This window comes from Roseinatronobacter sp. S2 (assembly GCF_029581395.1).
GTDB lineage: Bacteria > Pseudomonadota > Alphaproteobacteria > Rhodobacterales > Rhodobacteraceae > Roseinatronobacter.
In genome coordinates this window covers 3,229,120-3,253,657 of the sequence record NZ_CP121113.1, presented here as the reverse complement: position 1 = coordinate 3,253,657, position 24,538 = coordinate 3,229,120, and the positions used below count along the sequence as shown (strand labels likewise).

Annotated in this window: 22 protein-coding genes; 9 read left to right on the top strand and 13 right to left on the bottom strand. The window is 60.7% G+C overall.

What is annotated here, in order from left to right:
- Positions 1 to 10 precede the first annotated feature (10 nt).
- Positions 11 to 1,195, top strand: coding sequence for an FIST N-terminal domain-containing protein (locus P8S53_RS15675; protein WP_277804913.1), 1,185 nt, complete (start codon positions 11 to 13; stop codon positions 1,193 to 1,195).
- Positions 1,185 to 3,464, top strand: coding sequence for a PAS-domain containing protein (locus P8S53_RS15670; RefSeq protein ID WP_277804912.1), 2,280 nt, complete (start codon positions 1,185 to 1,187; stop codon positions 3,462 to 3,464). Before P8S53_RS15675 ends, P8S53_RS15670 begins: the two co-directional genes overlap by 11 nt.
- 328 nt (positions 3,465 to 3,792) lie before the next feature.
- On the opposite strand, the gene guaD is transcribed toward P8S53_RS15670, so the two are convergent.
- From guaD to xdhA, 4 genes are read right to left on the bottom strand one after another with little or no spacing between them, the layout of a single operon-like run.
- Positions 3,793 to 5,082, bottom strand: a complete 1,290-nt coding sequence (gene guaD, locus P8S53_RS15665; RefSeq protein ID WP_277804911.1) for a guanine deaminase — start codon at positions 5,080 to 5,082, stop codon at positions 3,793 to 3,795.
- Between the two features lie 10 nt (positions 5,083 to 5,092).
- On the bottom strand, positions 5,093 to 5,914 hold the full coding sequence (gene xdhC / locus P8S53_RS15660; RefSeq protein WP_277804910.1) for a xanthine dehydrogenase accessory protein XdhC: 822 nt from the start codon (positions 5,912 to 5,914) through the stop codon (positions 5,093 to 5,095).
- The gene (gene xdhB / locus P8S53_RS15655; protein WP_277804909.1) at positions 5,911 to 8,226 is read right to left on the bottom strand and encodes a xanthine dehydrogenase molybdopterin binding subunit; all 2,316 of its coding nucleotides are present in this window, start codon (positions 8,224 to 8,226) and stop codon (positions 5,911 to 5,913) included. The genes xdhC and xdhB overlap by 4 nt, the downstream gene beginning before the upstream one ends.
- The gene (xdhA, locus tag P8S53_RS15650) at positions 8,223 to 9,674 is read right to left on the bottom strand and encodes a xanthine dehydrogenase small subunit (RefSeq protein WP_306417954.1); all 1,452 of its coding nucleotides are present in this window, start codon (positions 9,672 to 9,674) and stop codon (positions 8,223 to 8,225) included. The genes xdhB and xdhA overlap by 4 nt, the downstream gene beginning before the upstream one ends.
- 141 nt (positions 9,675 to 9,815) lie before the next feature.
- Between xdhA and P8S53_RS15645 the strand changes: the two genes are divergently transcribed.
- Entirely contained in the window at positions 9,816 to 10,751 is a 936-nt protein-coding gene (locus P8S53_RS15645; protein ID WP_277804907.1) for a LysR family transcriptional regulator, read from the top strand.
- A 22-nt stretch (positions 10,752 to 10,773) separates the two neighbouring features.
- On the opposite strand, the gene galE is transcribed toward P8S53_RS15645, so the two are convergent.
- Positions 10,774 to 11,775, bottom strand: a complete 1,002-nt coding sequence (gene galE, locus P8S53_RS15640) for a UDP-glucose 4-epimerase GalE (protein ID WP_277804906.1) — start codon at positions 11,773 to 11,775, stop codon at positions 10,774 to 10,776.
- A 181-nt stretch (positions 11,776 to 11,956) separates the two neighbouring features.
- Here galE and P8S53_RS15635 point away from each other — a divergent pair, with 181 nt between their 5' ends.
- Positions 11,957 to 12,529 (top strand): nitroreductase, encoded by a 573-nt coding sequence (locus P8S53_RS15635; protein WP_277804905.1) that lies wholly within the window; start codon positions 11,957 to 11,959, stop codon positions 12,527 to 12,529.
- A gap of 48 nt (positions 12,530 to 12,577) precedes the next feature.
- On the opposite strand, the gene P8S53_RS15630 is transcribed toward P8S53_RS15635, so the two are convergent.
- The gene (locus tag P8S53_RS15630) at positions 12,578 to 12,844 is read right to left on the bottom strand and encodes a DUF1467 family protein (protein WP_277804904.1); all 267 of its coding nucleotides are present in this window, start codon (positions 12,842 to 12,844) and stop codon (positions 12,578 to 12,580) included.
- Positions 12,844 to 13,248: a methylmalonyl-CoA epimerase gene (gene mce / locus P8S53_RS15625; protein WP_277804903.1), complete on the bottom strand. Its 405-nt coding sequence runs from the start codon at positions 13,246 to 13,248 to the stop codon at positions 12,844 to 12,846. The genes P8S53_RS15630 and mce overlap by 1 nt, the downstream gene beginning before the upstream one ends.
- Before the next feature lie 151 nt (positions 13,249 to 13,399).
- Here mce and P8S53_RS15620 point away from each other — a divergent pair, with 151 nt between their 5' ends.
- Positions 13,400 to 14,098, top strand: a complete 699-nt coding sequence (locus tag P8S53_RS15620; protein WP_277804902.1) for a response regulator — start codon at positions 13,400 to 13,402, stop codon at positions 14,096 to 14,098.
- A gap of 111 nt (positions 14,099 to 14,209) precedes the next feature.
- Here P8S53_RS15620 and aspS read toward each other — a convergent pair whose 3' ends face one another.
- Complete coding sequence (gene aspS, locus P8S53_RS15615; protein ID WP_277804901.1) at positions 14,210 to 16,225, bottom strand: aspartate--tRNA ligase; 2,016 nt, start codon at positions 16,223 to 16,225, stop codon at positions 14,210 to 14,212.
- A gap of 101 nt (positions 16,226 to 16,326) precedes the next feature.
- Positions 16,327 to 16,620 (bottom strand): DUF3572 family protein, encoded by a 294-nt coding sequence (locus tag P8S53_RS15610; protein ID WP_277804900.1) that lies wholly within the window; start codon positions 16,618 to 16,620, stop codon positions 16,327 to 16,329.
- 95 nt (positions 16,621 to 16,715) lie between these two features.
- Between P8S53_RS15610 and P8S53_RS15605 the strand changes: the two genes are divergently transcribed.
- On the top strand, positions 16,716 to 18,113 hold the full coding sequence (locus P8S53_RS15605) for a diguanylate cyclase (protein ID WP_277804899.1): 1,398 nt from the start codon (positions 16,716 to 16,718) through the stop codon (positions 18,111 to 18,113).
- Positions 18,114 to 18,272: 159 nt separating this feature from the next.
- On the opposite strand, the gene P8S53_RS15600 is transcribed toward P8S53_RS15605, so the two are convergent.
- The 4 genes from P8S53_RS15600 to P8S53_RS15585 all read right to left on the bottom strand — a co-directional run bounded on the left by P8S53_RS15600 (position 18,273) and on the right by P8S53_RS15585 (position 20,317).
- Positions 18,273 to 18,725 carry a periplasmic heavy metal sensor gene (locus tag P8S53_RS15600; RefSeq protein WP_277804898.1) on the bottom strand — a complete coding sequence of 151 codons (453 nt, stop codon included), beginning with the start codon at positions 18,723 to 18,725 and terminating at the stop codon, positions 18,273 to 18,275.
- A gap of 60 nt (positions 18,726 to 18,785) precedes the next feature.
- Positions 18,786 to 18,986: a hypothetical protein gene (locus P8S53_RS15595; protein WP_277804897.1), complete on the bottom strand. Its 201-nt coding sequence runs from the start codon at positions 18,984 to 18,986 to the stop codon at positions 18,786 to 18,788.
- Between the two features lie 176 nt (positions 18,987 to 19,162).
- A complete protein-coding gene (locus P8S53_RS15590; protein WP_277804896.1) occupies positions 19,163 to 19,744 on the bottom strand; it encodes an RNA polymerase sigma factor in 582 nt (193 codons plus the stop codon).
- Positions 19,745 to 19,798: 54 nt separating this feature from the next.
- Positions 19,799 to 20,317: a hypothetical protein gene (locus P8S53_RS15585; RefSeq protein WP_277804895.1), complete on the bottom strand. Its 519-nt coding sequence runs from the start codon at positions 20,315 to 20,317 to the stop codon at positions 19,799 to 19,801.
- Between the two features lie 239 nt (positions 20,318 to 20,556).
- Here P8S53_RS15585 and P8S53_RS15580 point away from each other — a divergent pair, with 239 nt between their 5' ends.
- From P8S53_RS15580 to P8S53_RS15570, 3 genes are all read left to right on the top strand, one after another.
- Positions 20,557 to 20,907 carry a DUF983 domain-containing protein gene (locus P8S53_RS15580; protein WP_277804894.1) on the top strand — a complete coding sequence of 117 codons (351 nt, stop codon included), beginning with the start codon at positions 20,557 to 20,559 and terminating at the stop codon, positions 20,905 to 20,907.
- Positions 20,891 to 21,565, top strand: a complete 675-nt coding sequence (locus tag P8S53_RS15575) for an NUDIX hydrolase (RefSeq protein WP_277804893.1) — start codon at positions 20,891 to 20,893, stop codon at positions 21,563 to 21,565. Before P8S53_RS15580 ends, P8S53_RS15575 begins: the two co-directional genes overlap by 17 nt.
- Positions 21,566 to 21,676: 111 nt before the next feature.
- The gene (locus P8S53_RS15570) at positions 21,677 to 24,499 is read left to right on the top strand and encodes a molybdopterin-dependent oxidoreductase (protein ID WP_277804892.1); all 2,823 of its coding nucleotides are present in this window, start codon (positions 21,677 to 21,679) and stop codon (positions 24,497 to 24,499) included.
- Positions 24,500 to 24,538: the final 39 nt, after the last annotated feature.

The window sequence follows — 24,538 nt, the reverse complement described above, 5'->3', positions numbered from 1 at the left end:
GGGGCAGCCAATGCACAGCAATGCTGCAATATTCAAACATGCGCAGTCAGGGGCCAAGGATACAGCGCAGGCCATGTCCGACATACTGGCAGCCCTGACCCCGGCTGATCTGGCGCTGGTGATTTTGTTTGTGGGCGACGGGCATGATTTGCGCAGTGTCGAGGGTGCGCTGATGGGGTTGCCGTCCAGACTGCCGGTCATCGGCTGCACGACTGCGGGCGAAATCGGCAGTGGCGGGTATCTGGACGGGCATATTGTCGCGATCGGCCTGCCGCGCGATCTGTTTCGTGTGGCCGTGGGCCATATCGAGGGGTTGCGCAGCTTCAGGCCCGAACAAGCGCGCGATCTGGCATTTGAATTGCGCGCCGAGTTGACATTCTCGACCGCCGACTGGTCCAATGAAGTGGCATTCCTGCTGACCGACGGGCTGTCGATGATGGAGGATCATCTGGTCTGGGCCTTGTCGCAAGCGCTTAGCCAGTCGCCGCTTGTCGGCGGGTCGGCAGGCGACGGTTTGCGGTTTGGCCAGACCCATGTGTTGCATCAGGGGCGGTTCATGACGGATGCTGCGGTGCTGGCCGTGCTGCGCACACCCTGCACGGTGACGGCGTTTCGTTTCGATCATCTGGAACCCACCGAACTGCGCATGGTGGTGACCGATGCCGACCCCGAACAAAGGCTGGTGCGCCAGATCAACGGTATGCCCGCAGGGCCGGAATATGCGCGGCTTCTGGGCAAGGACCCGCAACAGCTGTCGCCGTTCATATTCGCGGCCAATCCGGTGGTGTCCAAGATCGGCAAGGATCATCATGTGCTGGCCATCCAGCGTGTGGAACCCGATGGCACGCTGCGCTTTTTTTCGGCGGTGGAATCGGGGCTGGTGCTGCGCCTTGCCACAAGCGTCGATCTGGTCGCGCATCTGGACAGCCAGCTTGCGGGGTTGGCAGGTGATGGGCCGCTGCCCGCAATTCTGGCCTGTGACTGCATCCTGCGCAGACTGGAGGCAGAGAATACCCAGAATCGCGCCCGCATCAGCACTGTTCTGGACCGCTATCAGGTGGCAGGGTTCAACACCTATGGCGAGCAGTTCAATCTGATGCATGTGAACCAGACCTTCACGGGGCTTGCTTTCTACCCGCCGCAACCTGAACCCGATACAGTGTTTGCCGTGACCAGTGGGGGGAATGATGCATAAGGACTTCTTGCCACCCGGTCTGACACCGGACGAGGAAAACCTGCGCCTGCGCGCTATCGTCGCCGCCCTTATGGACCGGTCCGAACGCGGGCAATCGCCCAGCCGGCCCGTGGGCCAGTTGCAGCACGTCGTGGCGCTGGAGCAGCAGGTGCGCAGCCGCACGCGCGATCTGGCCGAAACGCTGGACAAGCTGCGCATCGCCAATTCGCGCCTGTCACAGGCGGAACGCATGGCCGTGCGCGCGCGCAATATCCTGACCGACGCGCTGGAAGCCATGCGCGAAGGGTTTGCATTATTCGATGCGCAGGACATGCTGGTCATGTGGAATTCGCGTTTTTGTGCGGGCCTGCCCGATTTGCGCAGGCGCATTGGCGCGGGGCTTAGTTTTCGCGATTATGTGCGGCTGGTGTCCGAAAGCCCCTATCTGCATTTGCCCGATGGCCAGACGCGCGCCGCCTGGGTGGCCCAGCGGCTGGAAAGCCACCGGCGCAAGAATGTGAATTTTATTGTGCCGCTGCGCGATGACCAATGGCTACAGGTCAGTGAACAGCGCATGCCGTCCGGTGGCACAGCCGTGACCCAGACCGATGTGACGGCCATGGTGCGCAATGAACGCGAAGAACGCGCCAAACTGCTGGACGAACAGGCGCAGATGGTGCGCGCGACCCTGGACCATATTGATCAGGGCGTGGCCATGTTTGACGCCAAGGCACGACTTGCGGGCTGGAACCGGCGCTTGCGTGACATGTTCCTGCCGCCGGTGGAATTGCTGGCCATCGGGACGCCCTTTGCCAGCATTCTGGATGATCTGGCGCGCCGCCGCCAACTGGGGCAGGGGCGCGTGCCCCAAATGCTGATGCAATGGGTGCAGGGACCGCCGCACCGCCCGCCCTTGTCACTGGAAATTACCCAAGATGACGGAACCATCCTGCATCTGTCGGCGCAAGCGATGCCCGACCGTGGTTTCGTGATGTCGCTGACCGACATGACCAAGGAACGCGGTGCCATCGCCGAATTACACAGGTTGAATGAAACGCTGGAAGCCCGGGTGCGCGAACGCACATTGGAACTTGAATCCGCGCGCGATCTGGCAGAACGCGCCAATACATCGAAATCGCGTTTCGTGGCATCTGCCAGCCATGATCTGTTGCAACCGCTGAATGCGGCCAAGCTGTTTCTTGGCTCCCTGTCCACGACCCCGCTGGACGCGGGGCAGGCGCGTCTGACAGAACGCATTCGCAGTGCCTTTGGCAGTGTCGAGCAGATATTGGGCGCGCTTCTGGATATTTCCAAATTTGATATCGGTGCAGCCCGTGCCAAGCCCGAACCCATTGCCCTTGGCCAGTTGCTGGACAGGCTGCGAGAGGAATTCACCCCGATTGCGCAGGCAAAAGGGCTGCGACTGGTGGTCGTGCCCAGCAGCGCGGTTGTCCACAGCGATGCGGTCTATCTGAAACGCATCTTGCAAAACCTTTTGTCCAACGCCATCCGCTACACATCAACGGGCAGGGTTGTTGTGGGGGTGCGCAATCAAGGCGCAACATTGCGGTTGCAGGTGTGGGACACAGGCCCGGGAATTCCCCCTGACAAACAATCCGAGATCTTTCAGGAATTCACCCGCCTTGCGCCAAGTGCGTGCACGGGTATGGGGTTGGGCCTTGCGATTGTGGAACAAGCCAGTGCGCTGCTGGGCCATCCGCTGGAATTGCGTTCAACCATGGGCAAGGGCACGGTGTTTTCGCTGACCGTGCCACGGTCCGACATGGCCGTGCCCACGCTGGCCGACGCGGCCACCGGGCCGGATGCGGCGCGCAGCCCGCTGGATGATCTGCTGGTGCTTGTGGTTGAAAATGACGCAGGTGTGCGGGCTGCGATGATGGAAGTTCTGGAACATTGGGGCGCAAGCCCGCTGGAGGCCGCAAACCTTGCACAAGCCGATCAGCAGGTGGCCGAACTTGGTGTTTCCCCTGATATTATTCTGGCAGATTTCTTGCTGGACAACGGCGAGGACGGGATCGAGGTTGTGGCACAGTTGCGCAGCCGGTATGGCACAATTCCTGCAATCCTGATCACCGCCAACCACAGTCAGGACCTTGCGCAGCGCGCACAGGCAGCGGGCATGATGGTGATGACCAAACCTGTTGCCCTGCGACGGCTGAAGCGAGTTCTGCAACAGGCCATGCCGTCGCGCGCATTGCCGGATTCGGGCACAGATACCGCGCCACAAACCGGCGATTACAGTTATTGGTTGCATATGTCGCCGCGCTGACGCTGCTGGTGTTTGGTCCTGTCAGTTCGGGGTTGCTGGCCTGAAGGGGACGCCCCAAGGCGCGGAGCAAAGGCCGCAGGCCGCCGCGCCATCGGCGGGCCGTCCCGCGGCCTGCCGATTTGGCTGATGGTGATTCAATCCTTTGAAGTCAGGAGTATGCCGCCTGCATAAAGTGAACTTCACTGGCGTCGGATCGGCAGACCCCGGCCCACCGCTGGCGCGGGCTATGTCCATGGCATCAACGGCAGCAAAAGGCCAAAACCCACAGGCAAAAAGAACACGGCATGAAAAGCTGGTCACTTCATACCCAAAGGACTTGCGGCGCGTATCAGCAGGCCTTTTGCGGCGTTCCCGCGATATAGGTTTGCACAACCGCGCGGTCATCGCCCATCACCTGCAAGGTGAACAATTCATCCGCCAGACCCCGCGCGCGGTCCATGCGCTGGGCCATGGCAGGGGTTGCGCGGGCGTTCAGGATAACGAAATCAGCTTCGGTGCCCGCGTCCAGCGTGCCGATGCAATGCTCCAGCCCAAGGGCCACCGCGTTGCCGCGGGTGATCCAGTGAAAGGCACGAAACGGGTGCAGGCGCTGGCGTTGCAGTTGCAGCACCTTGTAGCCTTCGGCCAGGGTTTGCAGCATGGAATAGCTTGTGCCACCGCCGATATCAGTGGCAATCGCATTCACCAGCCCCGCCGCGCGCAATTTTGCGTCGTCAAACAAACCACTGCCCAGAAACAGGTTGGATGTCGGGCAAAAGACAGGTTTTGCCCCTGCTTCCGCCAAGACACCTATTTCACGGTCAGACAAGTGAATCGCATGCCCCAGCAGGGATTTTGTTCCCAGCAACCCGTAGCGGGCGTAAATGTCGGTATAATCCACCGCATCGGGGTAAAGCTGGCATGACAGCGCGATTTCAGCGTGGTTTTCGCTAAGATGGGTCTGGATATAGCAATCGGGGTGCTCAACCGCCAATGCCTGCGCCGCAGCCAACTGGTCGGGGGTGGATGTGATGGCAAAACGCGGGGTAATTGCATAGGACAGCCGCCCCCTGCCGTGCCAGCGCGCAATCAGGGCCTTGGTGTCATCATAGCCCGATTGGGCCGTGTCGCGTAAGGACCCGGGCGCGTTGCGGTCCATCATCACCTTGCCAGTAATCAGCCGCATGTCTCGGCTCAACGCCTCGGCGAACAGCGCATCAGCAGACGCCGCGTGCACGGACGCATAGGCCACAGCCGTTGTTGTGCCGTGATCTGCCAGCCGGTCCAGAAAGGCGCTGGCCATGCGTGCGCACAGCGCAGGGTCATTGTAGCGGGTTTCTTCGGGAAAGGTGTAGTCATTCAGCCAGTCCAGCAGTTCCGCAGCCCAACAGCCGATCACTTGTGTTTGCGGAAAATGCAGATGCGTGTCGATGAAACCGGGCATGACCAGATGCGGGCGGTGGTCGATCACTGTCGCATCGGGGGTGTTGATCTGGCTGAATTCGCCCATGGCGCGGATCATGCCCCCCTCGATCAGCAAGGCGCCATCGTCGATATAGCGAAAACTGGTCGTGTCATCGGGGCTGTGGGGTTCGCGCAGGAAACTTAGCAACCGCGCGCGGATCAGGGTTAGGGTCATGGGATGGCTTTCACGAAGATACGGCACAGGCACCGGCCTGCGCCGGGGTTGCGCGCCCCAATGCCGAAATGACTTCCTGCGCCGTCATCAGCGCAATAACTTCGGGGCGCTTGTCGCCAAGGCCCGCCGCACCAATGGGGCAGATCAGCGCCGCCGTGTCGGTGCCGGTGCCGTGGTCACGCGCGAAACGGTCAAACCGCGCGCGTTTGGTGGCAGACCCGATCAGCCCGACATAGGCGGCATCCTTGCGGCGCAGCGCGGCCAGCGTCAGCAGGAAATCCAAGCCGTGGTCATGGGTCGCGACAATGAATGCGCTGGCGGGCGGGGTTGTGGCAATTTCCGCTTCGGGCAGGGGGGTCAGGCAGGTTTCCACACCGTCGGGGGCCTGCCGCAATTCGGCGGCGCGGGTGTCGATCAGAAGCGTGCGGCAGGGAAGCGTGATCATGATCCGTGCCAAAGCGCGGCCCACATGACCCGCGCCCAGTATCAGCACATGCGGGCGCACGGCCCCTTGCAGGCGCGCAAGATGGGCCGCGCGCGCGCTGTCGCCAAGGCGCACAAGCTCTATCAAAATCCGCCCGCCGCAGCATTGGCCGATTTCCGGCCCAAGGGCGATATCAAGCGTGTCGCGCAATGTGCCCTTGGCCAGCATGTCGCGCGCGCGCGCCAGTGCCTGCCATTCCGCCTGCCCGCCGCCGATCGTGCCCGCCATGCCCTGCGCGGTGATGAACATCTCGGCCCCTGTTTCGCGCGGGCTGGACCCGTGCACGCGGGAAATGCGGGCATGGATCACAGCGGCGGGGCCGCTTAGGATGTTGTGGGCGCCGTTCATAAGCCTGCCCGCAACCGTTCGACCGCCATCAACACGCGTTCGGGCGTGGCGGGCGCATCAAGGCGAGGGCATTCGCGGTAATCCGCGACCGATGCCACGGCCATGCCGATGGCTTCAAACACTGAAATCGGCAGCATGAAGGGCGGCTCGCCCACCGCTTTGGACCGTTTGATTGTGGGTTTCACGTTTTCCGACCAATCGGCCAGTCGGACATTGAAAATGCGTGGCCGGTCAGACGCCAGCGGTATTTTGTATGTGGACGGTGCATGCGTGCGCAAGCGGCCCTTGTCATCCCAGACCAGTTCTTCCGATGTAAGCCACCCCATGCCCTGCACAAACGCGCCTTCAACCTGCCCCAGATCCAGCGCGGGGTTCAGCGACCGGCCCACATCATGCAGCACATCGGCGCGGTCCACGCGGGTTTCGCCGGTTAATGTGTCAATGCTGACCTCCGCACAGGCCGCGCCATAGGCGAAATAATAGAAGGGCTGGCCCCGCCCCTTGGCGCGGTCCCAGTGAATTTCCGGCGTCTTGTAAAACCCCGCTGCCGACAACTGGATACGCGCTATATAAGCCGCCTTGATCAGATCATCAAAGGGGATTTCCTGCCCGCCCACTGCCACATGATCGGGCAGGAACTGCACGGCTTCGGCGGGCACGCCCCAGTGCGTTGCCGCAAATTCCACCAGCCGCGCCTTGATCTGTTCGCAGGCATTCAGCGCGGCCATGCCGTTCAGGTCCGACCCGCTGCTGGCGGCTGTGGCCGATGTGTTGGGCACCTTTTCGGTCGTGGTTTTGGTGATCTTGATGCGGGATATATCAACGCCAAACGCTTCGGCCACCACCTGGGCTACCTTGGTGTAAAGCCCCTGTCCCATTTCGGTGCCGCCGTGGTTCAGATGGATGGACCCGTCATTATAGACATGCACCAGCGCGCCCGCCTGATTATACCATGTCGCGGTAAAACTGATGCCGAACTTTACCGGCGTCAGCGCAATGCCCTTGCGGATGATGCCGCCCTTGGCGTTCCAGTCCAGCACCGCGCGCCGCCGCGCCTGATAGTCGGACGATTGCTCCAACTCGTCCACCAGCCGCGTCAGGATGTTGTCCTCGACCGTCTGGTGATAGGGGGTCACATCCGCGCCGTCGCGGTAGAAATTCGCGCGGCGTATCTCCAGCGTGTCACGGCCCAACGCATAGGCGATTTCTTCAATCATGCGTTCGGCTGCAATCACGCCTTGCGGGCCACCAAAGCCGCGAAAGGCCGTGTTGCTGACGGTGTTGGTCTTGATCGGGCGGGATTTCAGGCGCACATCGGGGTAGTAATAGGCATTATCGGCATGAAACAGCGCGCGGTCTGTCACGGGGCCGGACAGGTCGGACGACCAGCCACAGCGCGCCGCAAACACCCCGTCAACGGCCAGAATGCGGCCCTGATCGTCAAAGCCCACGTCATAATCAATGCGGAAGTCATGGCGCTTGCCGGTGATTTCCATATCCTGATCACGGTCAGGGCGCAGCTTCACGGCACGGCCCAGTTGTTTTGCGGCCAGCGCGGCAATGACGCAAAACAGGTTCATCTGCGTTTCCTTGCCGCCAAAGCCCCCGCCCATGCGCCGCACGTTGATCACTACGGCATTTGCGCGCACACCAAGCGCATGGGCGACCATGTGCTGCGCCTCGCTCGGGTGCTGGGTGGAGGCGAACAGCGACACCTCGTCATCTTCGCCGGGGATGGCCAGCGCGATCTGCCCTTCCAGATACATGTGATCCTGCCCGCCCACGCGCATGCGGCCCTTGATGCGGTGCGGGCTGGCATCCAGTGCAGGGCCAGCCTGCCCGCGTTCCAGTGTCAGCGGCGCTGTCACATCGGGATAGGCGGCGTGTTCTGCTGTATCAATATCGCAGGCATGGGGCAGGGGGGCATATTCAAACTTTGCCAAGCGGCACGCGCGCCGCGCAAGATCGCGGGTTGTGGCCACCACGGCAAATGCGGGCTGGCCATGGAACTGAACCAGCCCGGTGGTGAAAACCGGTTCGTCGTTCAGCCCGTTGGGCGAAATGTCGTTGCGCCCCGGTATGTCATCTGCGGTCAGCACGGCCACGACACCGGGCGCGGTGCGCACTGCGTCCAGATCAAGGGACGCAATGGTGCCATGCGCAATGCCTGCCGTGCCGATATAGGCATGCAGGCAATCTGCGGGTTCGGTGATGTCATCGGTATATTCCGCGCGACCGGTGACATGTTTGATGGCGCTGTCATGGTTCTGGTCTTGATGGGTCGCGCCGTCTGTGCGGGGGGTGTCCTTCATACTGCATCCTCCAGCGTGGCGGGGGTGCCGTTTGCGTCCAGCCAGAAACGGATGAACAGGTTTTGCGCGGCCCGCATGCGGTATTCCGCGCTTGCGCGCATGTCTGACAGGGGCGTGAAATCCTGTGGCAGGGCATCGGCGGCGCGTTGAAAACTGTCCATCGCAAACGGCTGGCCTATCAATGCTTCTTCGGCATGGGCCGCGCGTTTGGGCGTTGCGGCCATCCCGCCAAAGGCCGCGCGCGCGCCGGTGATGGTGCCATTTTCAACCGTCAGCGCAAACCCTGCCGCCACGGCGGAAATATCTTCATCCCTGCGCTTGGAAATCTTGTAGGCGGCATGCAGGGTGTTTGGCGCAGGTTTGGGCAGGATGACAGTTTCGATGAATTCACCCGCCCGCAGGTCTTGCTTGCCATAATCCAGAAAGAAATCTTCCAGCGGCATGTTGCGCCGCGCATCGCCATGGCGCAGCACCAGCCGCGCCCCCAGCGCGATGAAGGGCGGTGGCGTATCCCCGATGGGCGAGCCATTGGCAATATTGCCCCCCAGCGTGCCCATGGCGCGCACCTGCCAGCCTGCGATCCGGTCCCAATAGCGTGCCATATGCGGGAAATGTGTGCGCAGCGGCATATGCGCCTGCGTGTAACTGACCAGCGCGCCCAGATGCAGGGCATCGTCGCTTTCGTCAACACGGCGCAGTTCGTCCAGATGGCCGATGAACACGGCCAAGGGCAGATCGCGCAGGAATTTCGTCACCCAAAGCCCCACATCCGTCGCACCTGCGATAATGCGCGCGTCAGGGTGTTGTGCCAGAACGCGGGCCAGATCATCGACATTGGCGGGCAGAATGGCGCGGCTGCCATCTTTTGCGACATCCACACGCGCCCCATCATGCCAGTCGCGCAGGGTTTGCGCGACGGTTGCGCGTTCGTCCATCAGCGGGTCGGATGTGCCATAGCCGCCCATTGCCAGCCCTGCGCGGATGATCGGCGCATAGCCTGTGCAGCGGCACAGATTGCCCTGAAGCGCGCGTTCCAGATCATGCTCGGACGGGTGGGGGGTGCGCATCCATAAGGCATAAAGCGCCATCACAAAGCCCGGCGTGCAAAACCCGCATTGGCTGCCGTGATGGTCAACCATCGCCTGTTGCACCGGATGCAGCGCGCCATCATGCCCGCGCAGATGCTCGATTGTCACGACATGGCAGCCGTCACATGACGCCAGCGGGCGGATGCAGGCGTTCACCGGCTCATATTCCAGCCCATCCGCAACCAGCCGCCCCACCAGAACCGTGCAGGCCCCGCAATCGCCTTCGGCGCAGCCTTCCTTGGTGCCGCGCAGGCGCTGCTCAAGGCGCAGATGATCCAGCAACATGTCGCCCGCCCCGACACGGGACAGGATGACAGGGCGATCATTCAGCAAAAAGCGTATGTCCTGACGGTGGGGCATATCGGACCCTTTGTCCTTTGGGGAATTCATCATGTTTAGATATTCGCTTATTCCCACTTTCAACGAAACAGGGGAAAAGGTTAGACTGTTTCAACATTTTGTTGGCAACTGTGCTGCAAATCAAGGCAAATGGGGGCGCAAATGTCTTATCTGGAAGCGTTGCGCGTGTTCGTGCGGGTCAGTGAACTGGGGTCCATCACATCTGGCGGGCGCGATTTGCGACTGACCCCTGCGGTTGCCAGCAAACGGATCAAGGAACTGGAAGCGCGGCTTGGGGTGCGGCTGTTCAACCGCACGACCCGCAAACTGATGCCCACGGAAATCGGCCGTGATTTCTATGATCATGCGCGCAAGGTCATCACCGCGCTGGAAGATGCAGAAGCCGCGATTGCGGGCATATCAGGCCAGCCGCGCGGGACCATTCGCGTGACAGCACCCTTGGGAATAGGGCGGGCGTTGATTGCCCCGCTGGCACGGCGTTTTGCGCGTGACTATCCCGAAATCAGCCTGAACTTGCGCCTGTCCGACCGGCGCGTTGATATTGTCGAAGATCAGATAGATATGGCGTTTGTTCTGGGGGTCTTGCCGGATTCAAGCATGAAGCAGCGCAAGATCATGGACGCCCCGCGCATCCTTGCGGCAAGTCCGGTTTATCTGGCAGCGCGCGGCACGCCCGAGGTGCCGGAAGATTTGCGCGGCCATGATTGCCTGTTGCTGCGTTATCCGCGATCACCTGAATATTTCTGGACATTGCAAACACAAGACGGGCCATTGCGGCTGGATTTGCAGGGGCAGCTGGACTGTGATGATGCAGGCGTTCTGGTGGATTGGGCGCTGGACGGGGCAGGTATTGTCAACCGCCCGCGTCATGAACTGGCGGAATATTTGCGTGCGGGGCGGTTGATTGAAGTTCTACCCGATGCCCCGCCAGAACCCGCGATCTTTGTGTGCGTCTATCCGCACCGGCGCCAGCAAGACCCGAAAATTCGCCTGTTTGCCGATTTCATGGTCGCGGAATGCAAAGCGGCCATGCGACAACGCAAACTGACGCGGGGTTCCATTCAGGACAGGGCGTGATGCCGTGCCACACCGCCTGTATCTAGCCTGAATAACCGCCTGTCTGATACCATCGCCACGCGTCCTCGATCATCTGTTTCAGCGATGATCGCTGTGGAACCCAGCCCAACTCCTCAATCGCGCGGCGGCTGCCAGACACAAGGGCGGCTGCGTCCCCTTCGCGGCGGGGGCCAAAGCTGTGCGGAACCTTGTTGCCGGTGCCCGCGCGGCATTGGCGAATGACCTCGGCCACGGAAAACCCGACGCCCGTGCCAAGGTTGAACACCCGCGATCCCTTGCCATCGCGCAGCCATTCCAGCCCCAGAACATGCGCCTGCACCAGATCCATCACATGCACATAATCCCTGATACAGGTGCCGTCATGTGTGGGGTAGTCGTCGCCATTGATGACCAGCGCATCGCGCGCGCCTGCCGCAGCTTCGATCATGACGGGAATCAGATGGGTTTCGGGTTGGTGCCATTCGCCGATCTGCGCATCGGGGTCGGCACCTGCGACGTTGAAATACCGGAATATCACCGCATTCAGCCCATGACTGGCGCCAAAATTGCGCAAGATATCCTCGACCGCGCGTTTTGATGCGCCATAGGCGTTCAGGGGCAGTTGTGGCGTCAGCTCATCCAGAACGACACCGTCCTGATCGCCATATGTTGCGCAGGTCGATGAAAACACCATGTTGCGGCATCCGGCGGCCAGCATCGCCTCGACCAGAGTCAGCGATCCGCCGACATTGTTGCGCCAGTAAAGCCCGGGATCGCGCGATGCCTCGCCCACCTGACTAAGGGCTGCAAAATGCATCACGGCGACAGGTTCGTATTGCGCGAACGCTGCATCCAGTGCTGCGCGGTCCAGAATGTCGGCCTGCACAAACGGGCCGAATTTAACGGCGCGCGCCCAACCAGTGGACAGATTGTCCAATGCGATGGGTGTATATCCTGCCTGCGACAGTAACTTGCAGGCATGCGATCCGATATACCCCGCCCCGCCCGTCACCAGCACATTGGGGGTGTCCGCTGTAGTGCTCATAGAAAATCTCCGAATTAGACGCACACGTCGCCTCAGGTTCTGCTGGAAAACGTGCCCTATTGAAAGGGAGTTCTGCACCAAATGCATGATCGGGCGCATCAGGGGGGCGCAACATGTGATCTGGTGCTTTCCGTCGGGTTCGGAATGCTTATGTTATGTGCGGCAAGATAAAGGTGACACAATGAATACTGACCCGGCCGTTATGGCATTCTTTCAAACGCGGCGTTCCAGACCGGCCAAGCTGCTGGGGTTGCCAGTGCCCGACGATCATACGCTGATGGCCATGCTGACAGCGGCATCACGGGTGCCCGATCATGGCAAACTGGAACCGTGGCGTTTTATCGTGCTGCAACAGGCAGGATGCGCGCGCATTGCGCAGATGATTGCGGAGTATGGCAAGGCGCAAGGGATCGATGATGACAAGATTGCCAAGGCAAGCGCCACGTTTGCGCAGGCTCATATGGTCGTTGCGGTTGTGGCCAGCCCTAAGCCTTCGGACAAGGTGCCGCAGATCGAGCAGACGCTGACCGCAGGCGCTGTGTGTCTGGGGCTGGTGAATGCCGCGTTGGCCAGCGGGTTCGGTGCGAACTGGCTGACCGGCTGGGTGGCACATGACCCCGCATTCATTACGCCCGCCCTGGGGCTACAGCCGGATGAATGGATTGCGGGGTTCATTCACCTTGGAACAGCGTCCTCCGCCCCGCCGGAACGCCCGCGCCCTGATGTCGCGGCCCTGACACAGTTTATCGACTGATCACCCGCGCGGCTTTTGGATCACGGCACGCGCGCCGTGATCCGGCCGTTACGATCTGCGCGTGATCTGCTCGATCATGTCATAGGTGATGACACCTGACAGGATTATTCCAGCGATCACCACGAATGCTGTCGTTGCAATGACGGTCACAATCTTGACCTTGCGCATCATCTGGGCGTCGGATGGTGCGGAAGATGGCGTGCCCGGCACCACCTCGCCTGCTTCGCCCTGGGTTTGCATGCGAAAGGGCAGGACCAGAAACATGGTCATGAACCAGATAACCCCATAAAGTGCGATGGCAGACATGATCGACATCAGATTTGCTCCAGTTCAACCAGACAGCCGTTGAAATCCTTTGGGTGCAGGAACAGGACAGGCTTGCCATGCGCGCCGGTCTTCGGCTCTCCCGTGCCCAGAACGCGCGCGCCTTCGGCTTTTAGTTTGTCGCGTGCTGCCAGAATATCTTCGACCTCGTAACAGATATGGTGGATACCGCCTGCGGGGTTCTTGTCAAGAAATCCCTGAATCGGGCTGTTGTCACCTAGCGGGTAAAGTAGTTCAATCTTGGTATTGGGCAAGGTGATAAACACCACCGTCACACCGTGATCGGGTTCATCCTGCGGCGCGCCGACATCGGCCCCCAGCGTTGTGCGGTATTGCGCGGCGGCCGCTTCCAGATCCGGCACGGCGATGGCGACATGGTTCAAGCGTCCGATCATGGCATTTCCCCTGCGAAACAATGTTGCGCAAGCTTATGCTGGGGTTTTGCAGATGATGCAATAGGTGGCGCAGGCGGGTGTGACGGGACTTTAACGGCATATTAGACAAATTGCGGTGAACTGACCCTGTCTACAGCAGATGGAGGATGTGATGAACACCTATGGCACAGCACTGAGCAGGCACCGTGATCCGGGTGTCATGCCGATGCCGCCGCGACACCATGCGCAAGGGGGAACGTTGCTTCTGGTTGAAGACAGCCATGTGGCCAGTGACGCTGTGCGCCTGATGTTTCGCGGCGCGGGCGCACGGTTGCGGCGTGTCGACAGTGTCAGGGCCGCGCGCCGCCATCTGGACCTGTATACTCCCGATGCGGTGATCGTTGACATAGGGCTGCCGGACGGGTCGGGGCTGGATTTGATTGCCATGCTGGACCGGCGCAGGCCGCGTGTGGGGCTTATTGTCGCAACATCCGGCCAGCCGGACCTTGACGATGCGGCGCTGAATGCAGGCGCTGACCATTTCTTGCCGAAACCCATTGCCAGCGTGGCGCAGTTCAGGGGCCTTCTTGCGCCGGTTTTCTTTAACTTGCGCCAACAGGGCAGAGTATGTCCGCCGAAAGACCACGATCCGGCAGCGCTGCGTGATGATGTCTATATGGCGTGCGATTTGCTACAGGGGGCGGGGGGCGATGCGCAGCGGGCGTATGCGTTGCAGTTCATCGAAGCGTTGGGCCACAGTCTGGGTGATGCCGCGATAGTGTCCGCAGTGATGCTGGCGCGCGAAACAGGGCGCGTCACGGATCTGGCCTTGATGCTGCGCAACCGGTTGCGGGGGCTGCCGCTGATCTGACGGGGTCATGCGCCATTATGCCGCTGGCGCGGGTCCGGCAGGGTGTGGCGAAATGCGGCGTGTCGGAATGAAACAGGGTGCGCGATGATGGATCGCACACCCCGCCTGCAATCAGGATTTTGGTGCCAGTCGCAGCCCCAGATCGCGCAACTGTTCATTGGTCGGGTCTGATGGTGCGTGCAGCAACAGGTCTTCGGCGCGCTGGTTCATCGGGAACATGATGACCTGCCGGATATTCTGTTCATTCGCCAGCAGCATGACAATCCGGTCAATGCCCGCCGCGCAGCCACCATGGGGGGGCGCGCCATATTTGAACGCCTTGACCATACCGCCGAAGCGTTTGTCCACTTCGGAATTCGGATAGCCCGCAATTTCAAAGGCGCGATACATGATTTCCGGCTTGTGGTTGCGGATAGCACCCGACAGCAATTCATAACCGTTGCAGGCCAGATCATATTGATAGCCCAGAACCTGTAGCGGATCACCGTCCAGCGCGTCCATTCCGCCCTGCGGCATGGAAAACGGGTTATGGCTGAAATCAATCTTGCCGGACTCGGCATCCGCTTCATACATCGGGAAATCGACGATCCACGCGAAAGCAAAGCGGTTTTCATCCACCAGCTTCAATTCGCGGCCAATCTCGTCACGCGCTTTCGCGGCCACGCCTTCGAACTGGGCGGGTTTGCCGCCAAGGAAGAAAGCGGCGTCGCCTATGCCGAGGCCGAGCTGTCTCCGGATAGCCTCGGTCCTCTCAGGGCCGATATTCTTGGCCAGAGGGCCGACGCCTTCATGTTCGCCAAAAAATGTGTCAAGAAAAAGTTCGGCTCTTTCTCGGTCGCCGCTCTGCCAGCATGATGCAATTACGTTTTTAACTAAATCAGCGTGTCCATCAGGTAACTCATCAGCAAAAAACTTATCGAACACCTCACTGAATTCGCGGTATTTTCCTTCCTCATCGACATCGACGGACAGCCAAAACAGCGCATTCGTGTTTCGATCACCTGATTGCTTTATTTCCTCCAAGCGGTTCCTGCCGCGCTTCCGCCAGAAAATATACCCCATCCCCGGCAACCCTTGCGCCTGCGCGAAAGCGTTCATCCGGTCGCAGAACTTGCGCGACCCGCCGGTGGGCGCGGGAATGGCGCGAATTTCCGTCCCGTCATTTTCCAGAAGTTTCGCAAAAATCGCAAAACCGGAGTCGCGGAAATGGTCAGATACCACCTGCATTTCAATCGGGTTGCGCAAATCGGGCTTGTCGGTGCCGTATTTCAACAGCGATTCGGCATAGGGAATGCGCGGCCAGTCCGCAGCAGGGTCAACCTTTTTGCCGCCCGCAAATTCCTCGAACACGCCTTGCAGCACGGGGCCTACGGTGGAAAACACGTCGTCCTGCTCAATAAAGCTCATTTCTACGTCAAGCTGGTAGAAATCGGTCGGCGAGCGGTCGGCGCGCGGGTCTTCATCGCGGAAACAGGGCGCGATCTGGAAGTATTTGTCGAACCCCGACACCATGATCAGCTGCTTGAACTGCTGCGGCGCTTGGGGCAGCGCATAAAACTTGCCGGGATGCAGGCGCGACGGCACCAGAAAATCGCGCGCCCCTTCTGGGCTTGATGCCGTGATGATGGGCGTCTGGAATTCGGTAAAGCCCGTGTTCCACATGCGCTGCCGCATGGACCGCACCACGTTGGAGCGCAGCATCATATTGGCATGCAGGGTGTCGCGGCGCAGGTCCAGAAACCGGTAGGACAGGCGCGTTTCTTCGGGGTAGTCCGGTTCGCCGAACACAGGCAGCGGCAGGTCGTCAGCGGCCCCCAGAATGTCCATCTTGCGGGCATAGACTTCAATCTCGCCGGTTTTCAGCTTGGTGTTGACCAGCGATGCATCGCGCGCCTTGACCGTGCCTTCGATGCGGACACAGAATTCCGCGCGCAGCTTTTCGATATCGGCAAATGCGGGGCTGTCACTGTCGGCCAGAACCTGTGTGATGCCGAAATGGTCGCGCAGGTCGATAAACAAAACCCCGCCATGGTCGCGGATGCGATGCACCCAGCCGGACAGGCGCACGGTTTCACCCACATGGGCGGCGGTCAGGTCTGCGCAGGTATGGCTGCGATAGGCGTGCATGGGCTGTTCCCTTGGTTACATCGGTGCAGGCTTGTCGCGCGATACACAATCTGGCGGGGCGGAAGTCAAGTGCAAGTCGGCGAATAAGGCTTATTCGCGCGTCATGTCCAGTGCATTCCCGCAGTGCCCGCAAGAACCGCCTGCGCCTGTGCCAGCCGGTCATTTTGCAGGTTTTGCGCCGCGCAGCAGGCAATCACCGTTTCATCGCGCATCAAAATGAAATCCAGACCTGCCGCCAAAAGCCCTGCATCCGGCCCCTCGGCAGATGACAGGGCGGCGCGCAGGTCATCAACGGACGCGCCGCTGGCATTCAGGAAAACCGGCAGCAAATCTTCCTCGGCGCAAAGCCAGGCGAAGGACGTGAGGGCAATGTTTTCTGCGGCGCTTTGGTTCATGCGGGCAATCCTGTGGCAGTGCGGGGTCGCGGGCTTAAAGGGTTTGTTAACGAATGCGGCGTAGCGTGGGATTAACCATATACAAGGTGTCATCTATGTCAGGACGCATACTTATTGTCGATGATCTTTCAATTAACCGGACCATCCTGCGCGCCAAGTTGCAGGCCGCGTGCTATGATTGCCTGATGGCCAGCTGCGGGGAACAGGCGATATCGCTGGCGCAGGATGAACTTCCTGATCTGATTTTGCTGGATTGTCGCCTGCCCGATATTGATGGCGTCGAAGTGTGCCGGATACTGCGCGCCAATCCTGCCACGCGCCAAATTCCGATTTTGCTGTTTTCCGCCACCGCGGACCGCGAACAGCGCCTTCGGGCGTTGAAAACGGGTGCGGATGATTTTTTGTCCAAACCGCTGGACGAATCCTATTTGATGGGGCGTATCCGCAGTTTGTTGCGCGCGCGTGACCGACACGCCCAAGGCCGCCTGTCGACAGCCTTGCCGCCCGCCCCCGCCATGGCAGAGGGCGCGACGCGGTTTGTCCCGCAATCCAGAATGATTATCATCTGTAATTGTGGCGCGACACCTTGCGGGATGTGCGCCGATTTGCGCGCGGTCATGCCGGATATGAGTTGCACATGCCTTAGCCTGCAACACGCCCTTCGGCTGGATGCGGATGCGGCCATTCCGGACCTTTTCCTTGTCACCCCCGACGTCATTACCCAGCGCGGTTTGCAGATCATCCCTGATTTGCTGTCGCGCAACCGGACGCGGCAGGCGGAATTGTGCATCATGCTGCCCCACAAACAAGAGTTGCTGGGCGCGATGGCCCTTGATCTGGGCGCGAGGGAGGTGCTGTATCTGCCCCTTGACGTAGAAGAGGCGCAGTTGCGTCTGGCCAAGATACTGCACCAGAAACGGCAACGTGATGCGATGCAGCGGGAATTTGAAACGCAACTGGATCAGGCCGTTCGTGACCCCCTGACGGGGTTGTTCAACCGGCGCTATCTTGGTGTCCAGATGGCGAATATTGCGGCAAACCTGCAATCTGGTGCGTTGTCACATTGCGCGGTTCTGGTTATTGATCTGGACCATTTCAAGGCGGTGAACGACCGCTTTGGGCATAATGCCGGTGATGATGTCCTGACAGAAGTGGCGCGCCGTATGCGTTCAGCCCTGCGCAATACAGATATTCTGGCCCGCTATGGCGGCGAGGAATTTGTCGTTGTGATGCCCGGTGCAGATTTAAGCGCCGCGCGGCGTGTGGCCCTGCGGATTTGCAACACGGTTCATACCCGCCCCTATGCGGTTGTGGGCAGCGATGTGGCGTTGCAGTTGTCCGTGTCGATCGGCGTGGCGGTGCAACATGCGGCATTTCACGGCGGCACGTCGGATTTTGCGAAAACCATTGTCGGCAAGGCAGATGATGCGCTGCGTGCTGCAAAAGCGGGGGGGCGCAACCGTGTGGTGACAGGACATATTGCTGCGGCCTGAAGCGGCGGGAACTGTCGCGGGCGTGTCTGGCCAATGTGGCGGTGGTCCCCTGCGCAGCGAATGCTGCGCGAAGGTGACAACAGGGATGATCGCTTCAAACATGTGAATGCGCATGGCGGGGGCGCGGCGGCCAGTGAATGTGAACCCTACTGCGGGCGTTCAATCACGCGATCGCCCGCGCCACCATTCCGGCCTGCGCCTGTCTTGCAGACGCTGCTGCAATTCTGCGGCATAGGCGTGCCTTTCGTCAGGTGTCATTTCTGACACGCGTGCAACAAGGCGGCTTTGCATCAGGTTACTGATATTGATCAGATGTTGCTGCGCCTCGTTCAGGGCGGCGATGAACTGGTCTGCATCAAATTCGTCCGCTTGCAGGCTTTCAATCATCTGATGTGTCGCCAGCGGGCTGCGCGGGTGTTGCCTGCTTTCGCGCAGGGCCTGCCTGCTGTCGCGGCGCAGGTCGCGCTGGTCATCGAAGGGCAGGGCGGAAATGGCGGCGCGCAGGGGCGTCCCGTCCAAGCCTGCCCGCGCGGCCACGCCGCCGATCAAACCCGCGAAGGCGAAGTTCACAACCAGCGACAGTGTCAGAACGATCTTGCCCCAACGCGGCATTCGCGGTTTTGGGCCAGACTGTGTTTGGCCAGACTGTGTTTGATCGGACTGTGCCATGTGTCAAAACCCCCATAATAGCGGATCATCCAGCCCGACAATCGGGGTGCTGATCGCGTCGAAATAACCCAGCGCGTCTTGCAACCACAGCGGCGCATCCAGTGCCGCCACGGGCATGGGGGCAACCACCCCGAACCAGAACCCCGCAGCCGCAGCGGTCAGCCCACCCGCAAGCGAGGGCGCCGCCCAACCGCTCAGCCACATACCAACGCGCTGGCGAAGGGTCGGGTTTTGCGGGACGGGCCGCGCTGGCGACTGACATCGCGCTGTCGGCATCTGCCAGTATGCGCGCGCGCAAATCCGGCGAAAGATCAGGGGCTTGTGCGCGGGCGGCATCAAAGAACACGTCCAGCGGTTCGATGCCGGTGTTTTGGTGCTTGTCAGTGGTCATCTTCATACCCCAGGATTTCTTTTTGCCCTGACAAAAGCGCGGTCAGGTTGCGTTTGCCGCGTGCGGTCAGGCTTTCGACAGCTTCGACACCTATCATCATTATGGCCCCGATGTCCGGGTTTGACAGCCCTTCAAGATGGCGCAGAATGACCGCCTGTCTTTGCCGCTCTGGCAGGGCCGCAAGCGCGCTTTGCAGGGCTGCGGCCCGTTTGCTTTGCATCATCTGTGCGTCCACGCCCGGCGTATCATTCGGCAGGTCCGGCATTTCCGCAGGCCCGGACCGGCGGCGGCGCAACCGGTCCGTGCATAAATTTGCCGCAATCCGGAACAGCCATGCGGCAGGGGGAATACCCGTATCCTGCCACTCGGGTGCTATCCGCCACAGGCGCAGCATGGTGTCTTGTGTGACGTCCTCGGCCTCTGTCCGGTCGCCCAGCATGCGGGCGGCAAAACGCAGGATACGCGGGGCCAGACGGTCGGTCAGGGTTTGCGCGGCCAGCCGGTCGCCTTGCGCAAATTGCGCAAGCAGATCGGCGTCTTGATTGGCCGCATCCATATCGCGTGGCACCATGCGTTTCCCTGTCCGGCCGTGTTCCGCCCCCGCTGTCACAAAGACGGGTCGCGATCAATCCTGCGCGCGATCCTTCGGCCCTCTGCCCCAGCGGCCACCACCCGGCCTGCGGTCTTCATGCCGTGTCATACGCGTCTGCATCCGGTCGGTGAAGGCCTCGTATTTCTGCGCATCGATGACACCGTCGTCATTGGCGTCAATCCGCTCGAACATGCGCTGCCCGAATTCTGCGCGCTCGCCGCGCGGGCCTGCGCCTTGTGACCTGCGATGGCCGGACATGGCGGCGCGGCGGTCTTCGGCCAGTGCATCCAGACCTGCGCGCAGTGCATCTTCATCCAGCAGACCGTTCTCGTTGGCCTGTTCCATCAGTTTTTCAACAATCTGGTCGTGCCGTCCGCTGCGCATGGTCTGCAAATGGGTCTGGAAATCTTCCAGCGTGATGGTGCCGCTTTGGTCGCGATCCAGTTGTTTAAAGCCGGGCATCGCCGGGCGTTCGGTGCTGCGCGCGTCGGCAGACACGGTGCCAAGCGCGAATGCAGAGATGCCGATTATCAACATAAGGGGTGTTTTCATAGTGCAGTCCTTTCGGTTCGCATGCGGCGGTTTTTGCCGCTTGACGTCCTGAAAACGCGGCGCGGCGACAGTTCCGTCGCGGGGCGGTGCATTTTGTTGCGACATGGTGACGCAAAACCTTAATCCCTGATGCAATTTATCCGATGATCCCCTATGTGGAGGGGGAAAATGCGAAAGGCCAGAACATGCACGCGACGCACACAGTTGAAGTAGACGACAGGCCCCTGGGCCCGGCAGTGATGCGCGGCCTGCGCTGCAAATGCCCCGCATGCGGGGCCGCCCCGTTGCTGCGCGGGTTTTTGAAAGTGCGTGACACCTGCCCCGCCTGCGGCGAGGATTTGTCGCATCAACGCGCCGATGATGGCCCCGCTTATTTGACCATGCTTGTCACATTGAAGCTTGTGACCCCGGCAATGGTTGCGGTGATGTTCCGCTGGGACCCGAACCCCGTGTTGTTGTTTTCGGTGTTTTCGCTTTTGCTGATCCTGCTTTCGCTATTTCTTCTTCCCCGGTTCAAGGGCATGATTGTGGCCATCCAATGGTCGCGCCGTATGCACGGATTTGGGGGAGTGGATGAACGAAACCGTTGACAAAACCGCCATCCGGCATGCCGCAACAGTGCTTCTGGTGCGCAACGAACGTGATGGCCCGCATGTATTGATGGGCCAGCGCGGGGCAAGTGCCGCCTTTATGCCCGACAAATTCGTGTTTCCCGGCGGCGCTGTGGACGTGACAGATGCCGATGTGCCGCTTGCATGTCCCTTGGGCGGTGACTGTGCGGCGCGGTTGTCGCAAGATGCCCCCGGCGCGAATGCGCTGGCCGCTGCTGCGGTGCGCGAGTTATGGGAAGAAACCGGCCTGATGCTGGGCGGGGCGGGGCACTGGCATAACCCGCCTGCGGACTGGACGCGGTTTGCCGATCACGGCCTTTTGCCTGATGCATCCGGCCTGCGCTACATCTTCCGTGCCATTACCCCGCCGGGGCGCACACGCCGTTTTGATGCGCGCTTCTTTCTGGCCGATGTTGAAAATATCGTGGGTGACCCTGATGATTTTTCAGAAGCCTGCGAAGAACTGGCCCATTTGCACTGGGTGCCATTTACACAGGCCCGCAAGCTGAACCTGCCCTTCATAACAGAGGTGGTTCTGGCAGAAGCGCATGCCCGTATCATGGGCGAAGACATGCCCGCTTCCGTTCCCTTTTTCGACAATTCAACCGGCCTGTCCTGTTTCCGCCGGATTGCATAGAATAATTCTGCCGCGGCAGCGCTATGGACAAATCGGTTCTGGTGCTGCTTCCTTGCAGGTGAAAACGTTTCGTGTTTTGCGTTGGTTGCGGAACAGACGTCGAGGGATGGAATGACGGTTCAGCCTGATATTATGCTATCGCCAAAGCCTTCGGATGAGGTGCGCAAAACCACCTGCTACATGTGTGCGTGTCGCTGTGGCATCAATGTGCATATGAAGGCAGGCAAGGTCGCCTATATCGAGGGGAACCGGGATCATCCGGTCAATCGTGGCGTGCTGTGCGCCAAGGGCAGCGCGGGCATCATGCAGCACCTGTCGCCTGCGCGGCTGCGCGCGCCGCTGAAACGTGTTGGCCCGCGCGGATCAGGTGAATTTCAGGAAATTTCATGGGATGAGGCGTTTGCCATCGCGACCAGCTGGCTGAAACCCCTGCGCGAAAAGGCGCCTGAAAAGCTGGCCTTCTTTACTGGCCGCGACCAGTCACAATCCTTCACAGGCTGGTGGGCGCAGGCGTTCGGGACACCGAACTGGGCCGCGCATGGGGGCTTTTGTTCGGTTAACATGGCGGCGGCGGGCATCTATACGATGGGCGGGTCGTTTTGGGAATTCGGACAACCCGACTGGGACCGCACCAAGCTGTTTTTGCTGTTTGGTGTCGCCGAAGATCATGACAGCAACCCCATCAAGATGGGTCTTGGCAAGCTGAAGGCACGCGGCGCACGGGTGATAGGGGTGAACCCCATCCGGTCGGGTTATAATGCCATTGCCGATGACTGGGTCGGCATCACGCCGGGGACGGACGGCTTGTTCATCCTGTCGCTGGTGCATGAACTGCTGCGCGCGGGCAAGATCGACCTTGGCTATCTGATCCGCTATACCAACGCGCCCTATCTGATAAATGCCCATGAGGGCGCGCAAAAGGGCATGTTCCTGCGCGATGACGATGGCAAGCCCTTGGTGCGCGACCGCAAAACCGGACAGGCGCTGGCATGGGATACCCCCGGCATTGCGCCCGATCTGGCCGCAGGCGTCAGCATGGGCGGGGTGGAACATCTGCCCGTGTTCCGCCACTTGGCAGATCGCTATCTGTCGCCCGATTATGCGCCAGATGCTGTGGCCGAACGCTGCGGCATTCCCGCCGCCCGCATCCGCGCCATTGCCGCCGAGATTGCGCGCGTGGCGTTTGAAGAAGAAATCACCCTGCACCAGCCATGGACCGATTTTCGCGGCCAGCCGCATGAAACAATGGTGGGGCGTCCGGTGGCCATGCATGCCATGCGGGGCGTGTCCGCCCATTCCAACGGGTTCCAGACGGCGCGCGCGCTGCATATGCTGCAAATCCTGATCGGCAGCGTGGAAACGCCGGGCGGGTTCCGCTTCAAGCCGCCCTATCCCAAACCGCCCGAAGCGCATCCAAGGCCGCATGCCCGCCACACCCCCGGCCAGCCGCTGGATGGCCCGCATCTGGGCTATCCGCTGGGACCGGAACATCTGCTGATCAACGACGATGGCAGCGCCAGACGCATAGACAAGGCGTTCACATGGGACGCGCCGCTCTCAGTGCATGGGCTGATGCATATGGTCATCAGCAATGCGCATGCGGGCGATCCCTATGAAATTGATACGCTGTTTTTGTATATGGCGAATATGGCATGGAATTCGTCCATGAATACCAGCGCGGTCATGGACATGCTGACCGACCAGAACGCCGATGGCAGCTACCGCATTCCGCGCATCATCTATTCCGATGCGTATAGCTCCGAAATGGTGGCCTTTGCCGATCTGGTTTTGCCAGATACCACCTATCTGGAACGCCATGACTGCATCAGCCTGCTGGACCGCCCCATATGCGAGGCCGACGCGCTGGCCGATTCCATTCGCTGGCCTGTGGTTGCCCCTGACCGCGATGTGCGCCCGTTCCAGTCGGTGTTGCTGGACCTTGGCGCGCGGCTGGGGCTTGCGGGCATGATCAACGACGATGGAACGCCCCGCTTCAGGGATTACGCCGATTATATCACTAATCACGAACGCCGCCCCGGTGTGGGGCCACTTGCGGGCTGGCGCAATGATGATGGCACCGGACAGGGGCGCGGCAGTCCAAACCCCGACCAGATCGCGCGCTACATCGAGAATGGCGGATTCTGGTCGTCCCATATTCCGGCACAGGCGCAGTTCTTCAAGCCGTGGAACGCCGCCTACCAGGACTGGGCAGTGTCGCACGGGCTGTATGACAGCCCGCAGCCCTATGTGTTCAACCTGTATGTCGAACCGCTGCGCAAATTCCAATTGGCTGCCGAAGGGTATGGCCACCGCCAGCCGCCCGATCATCTGCGCGCGCGCCTGATCCAGACAATGGACCCGCTGCCTGTGTGGTATCCGACCTTCACCGATGCTGCGACCGATTCCGCCGAATACCCCCTGCATGCCCTGACGCAACGCCCTATGGCGCATTATCATTCATGGGGCAGCCAGAATGCATGGTTGCGCCAGATCCACGGCGACACGCCGCTTTATGTGTCTGGCCAGATCTGGGCGCAGCACCAGTTCAAACCGGGCGACTGGGCCACGCTGACCTCTCCGCATGGGGAAATCACCCTGCCTGTGGTGCGTATGGACGCGCTGAACCCGCATACGGTCTGGACATGGAACGCTGTTGCAAAACGGCGCGGTGCATGGGCGCTGGACCCTGCCGCACCGGAAGCCACGAAATCCAGCCTGCTGAACCACCTGATTCATGAATTGTTGCCCCCAAAAGGGGACGGGTTGCGCTGGGCCAATTCCGACCCTGTCACCGGACAGGCTGCATGGTATGATCTGCGCGTGCGTATTGAAAAAGCCCCCGCAGGACAGGCGGTCAGCGCGCCCGCCCATCCGGCGCAAACCTCGCCCGTGCCGCCTGCGCCGCGGGATATAGCGCATCAGGTGAAGACATGATCTTCATGCGGCTTCATCTTGCCAAAAATACTCAAGCAA

What these genes read in the sequence shown, in the direction of transcription:
- P8S53_RS15675 (WP_277804913.1), top strand. Translation starts at nt 11, where the DNA reads ATGCACAGCAATGCTGCAATATTCAAACATGCGCAGTCAGGGGCCAAG.
- P8S53_RS15670 (WP_277804912.1), top strand. Translation starts at nt 1,185, where the DNA reads ATGATGCATAAGGACTTCTTGCCACCCGGTCTGACACCGGACGAGGAA.
- guaD (WP_277804911.1), bottom strand. Translation starts at nt 5,082, where the DNA reads ATGACCCTAACCCTGATCCGCGCGCGGTTGCTAAGTTTCCTGCGCGAA.
- xdhC (WP_277804910.1), bottom strand. Translation starts at nt 5,914, where the DNA reads ATGAACGGCGCCCACAACATCCTAAGCGGCCCCGCCGCTGTGATCCAT.
- xdhB (WP_277804909.1), bottom strand. Translation starts at nt 8,226, where the DNA reads ATGAAGGACACCCCCCGCACAGACGGCGCGACCCATCAAGACCAGAAC.
- xdhA (WP_306417954.1), bottom strand. Translation starts at nt 9,674, where the DNA reads ATGCCCCACCGTCAGGACATACGCTTTTTGCTGAATGATCGCCCTGTC.
- P8S53_RS15645 (WP_277804907.1), top strand. Translation starts at nt 9,816, where the DNA reads ATGTCTTATCTGGAAGCGTTGCGCGTGTTCGTGCGGGTCAGTGAACTG.
- galE (WP_277804906.1), bottom strand. Translation starts at nt 11,775, where the DNA reads ATGAGCACTACAGCGGACACCCCCAATGTGCTGGTGACGGGCGGGGCG.
- P8S53_RS15635 (WP_277804905.1), top strand. Translation starts at nt 11,957, where the DNA reads ATGAATACTGACCCGGCCGTTATGGCATTCTTTCAAACGCGGCGTTCC.
- P8S53_RS15630 (WP_277804904.1), bottom strand. Translation starts at nt 12,844, where the DNA reads ATGTCGATCATGTCTGCCATCGCACTTTATGGGGTTATCTGGTTCATG.
- mce (WP_277804903.1), bottom strand. Translation starts at nt 13,248, where the DNA reads ATGATCGGACGCTTGAACCATGTCGCCATCGCCGTGCCGGATCTGGAA.
- P8S53_RS15620 (WP_277804902.1), top strand. Translation starts at nt 13,400, where the DNA reads ATGAACACCTATGGCACAGCACTGAGCAGGCACCGTGATCCGGGTGTC.
- aspS (WP_277804901.1), bottom strand. Translation starts at nt 16,225, where the DNA reads ATGCACGCCTATCGCAGCCATACCTGCGCAGACCTGACCGCCGCCCAT.
- P8S53_RS15610 (WP_277804900.1), bottom strand. Translation starts at nt 16,620, where the DNA reads ATGAACCAAAGCGCCGCAGAAAACATTGCCCTCACGTCCTTCGCCTGG.
- P8S53_RS15605 (WP_277804899.1), top strand. Translation starts at nt 16,716, where the DNA reads ATGTCAGGACGCATACTTATTGTCGATGATCTTTCAATTAACCGGACC.
- P8S53_RS15600 (WP_277804898.1), bottom strand. Translation starts at nt 18,725, where the DNA reads ATGCCGCGTTGGGGCAAGATCGTTCTGACACTGTCGCTGGTTGTGAAC.
- P8S53_RS15595 (WP_277804897.1), bottom strand. Translation starts at nt 18,986, where the DNA reads ATGTGGCTGAGCGGTTGGGCGGCGCCCTCGCTTGCGGGTGGGCTGACC.
- P8S53_RS15590 (WP_277804896.1), bottom strand. Translation starts at nt 19,744, where the DNA reads ATGGTGCCACGCGATATGGATGCGGCCAATCAAGACGCCGATCTGCTT.
- P8S53_RS15585 (WP_277804895.1), bottom strand. Translation starts at nt 20,317, where the DNA reads ATGAAAACACCCCTTATGTTGATAATCGGCATCTCTGCATTCGCGCTT.
- P8S53_RS15580 (WP_277804894.1), top strand. Translation starts at nt 20,557, where the DNA reads ATGCGCGGCCTGCGCTGCAAATGCCCCGCATGCGGGGCCGCCCCGTTG.
- P8S53_RS15575 (WP_277804893.1), top strand. Translation starts at nt 20,891, where the DNA reads ATGAACGAAACCGTTGACAAAACCGCCATCCGGCATGCCGCAACAGTG.
- P8S53_RS15570 (WP_277804892.1), top strand. Translation starts at nt 21,677, where the DNA reads ATGACGGTTCAGCCTGATATTATGCTATCGCCAAAGCCTTCGGATGAG.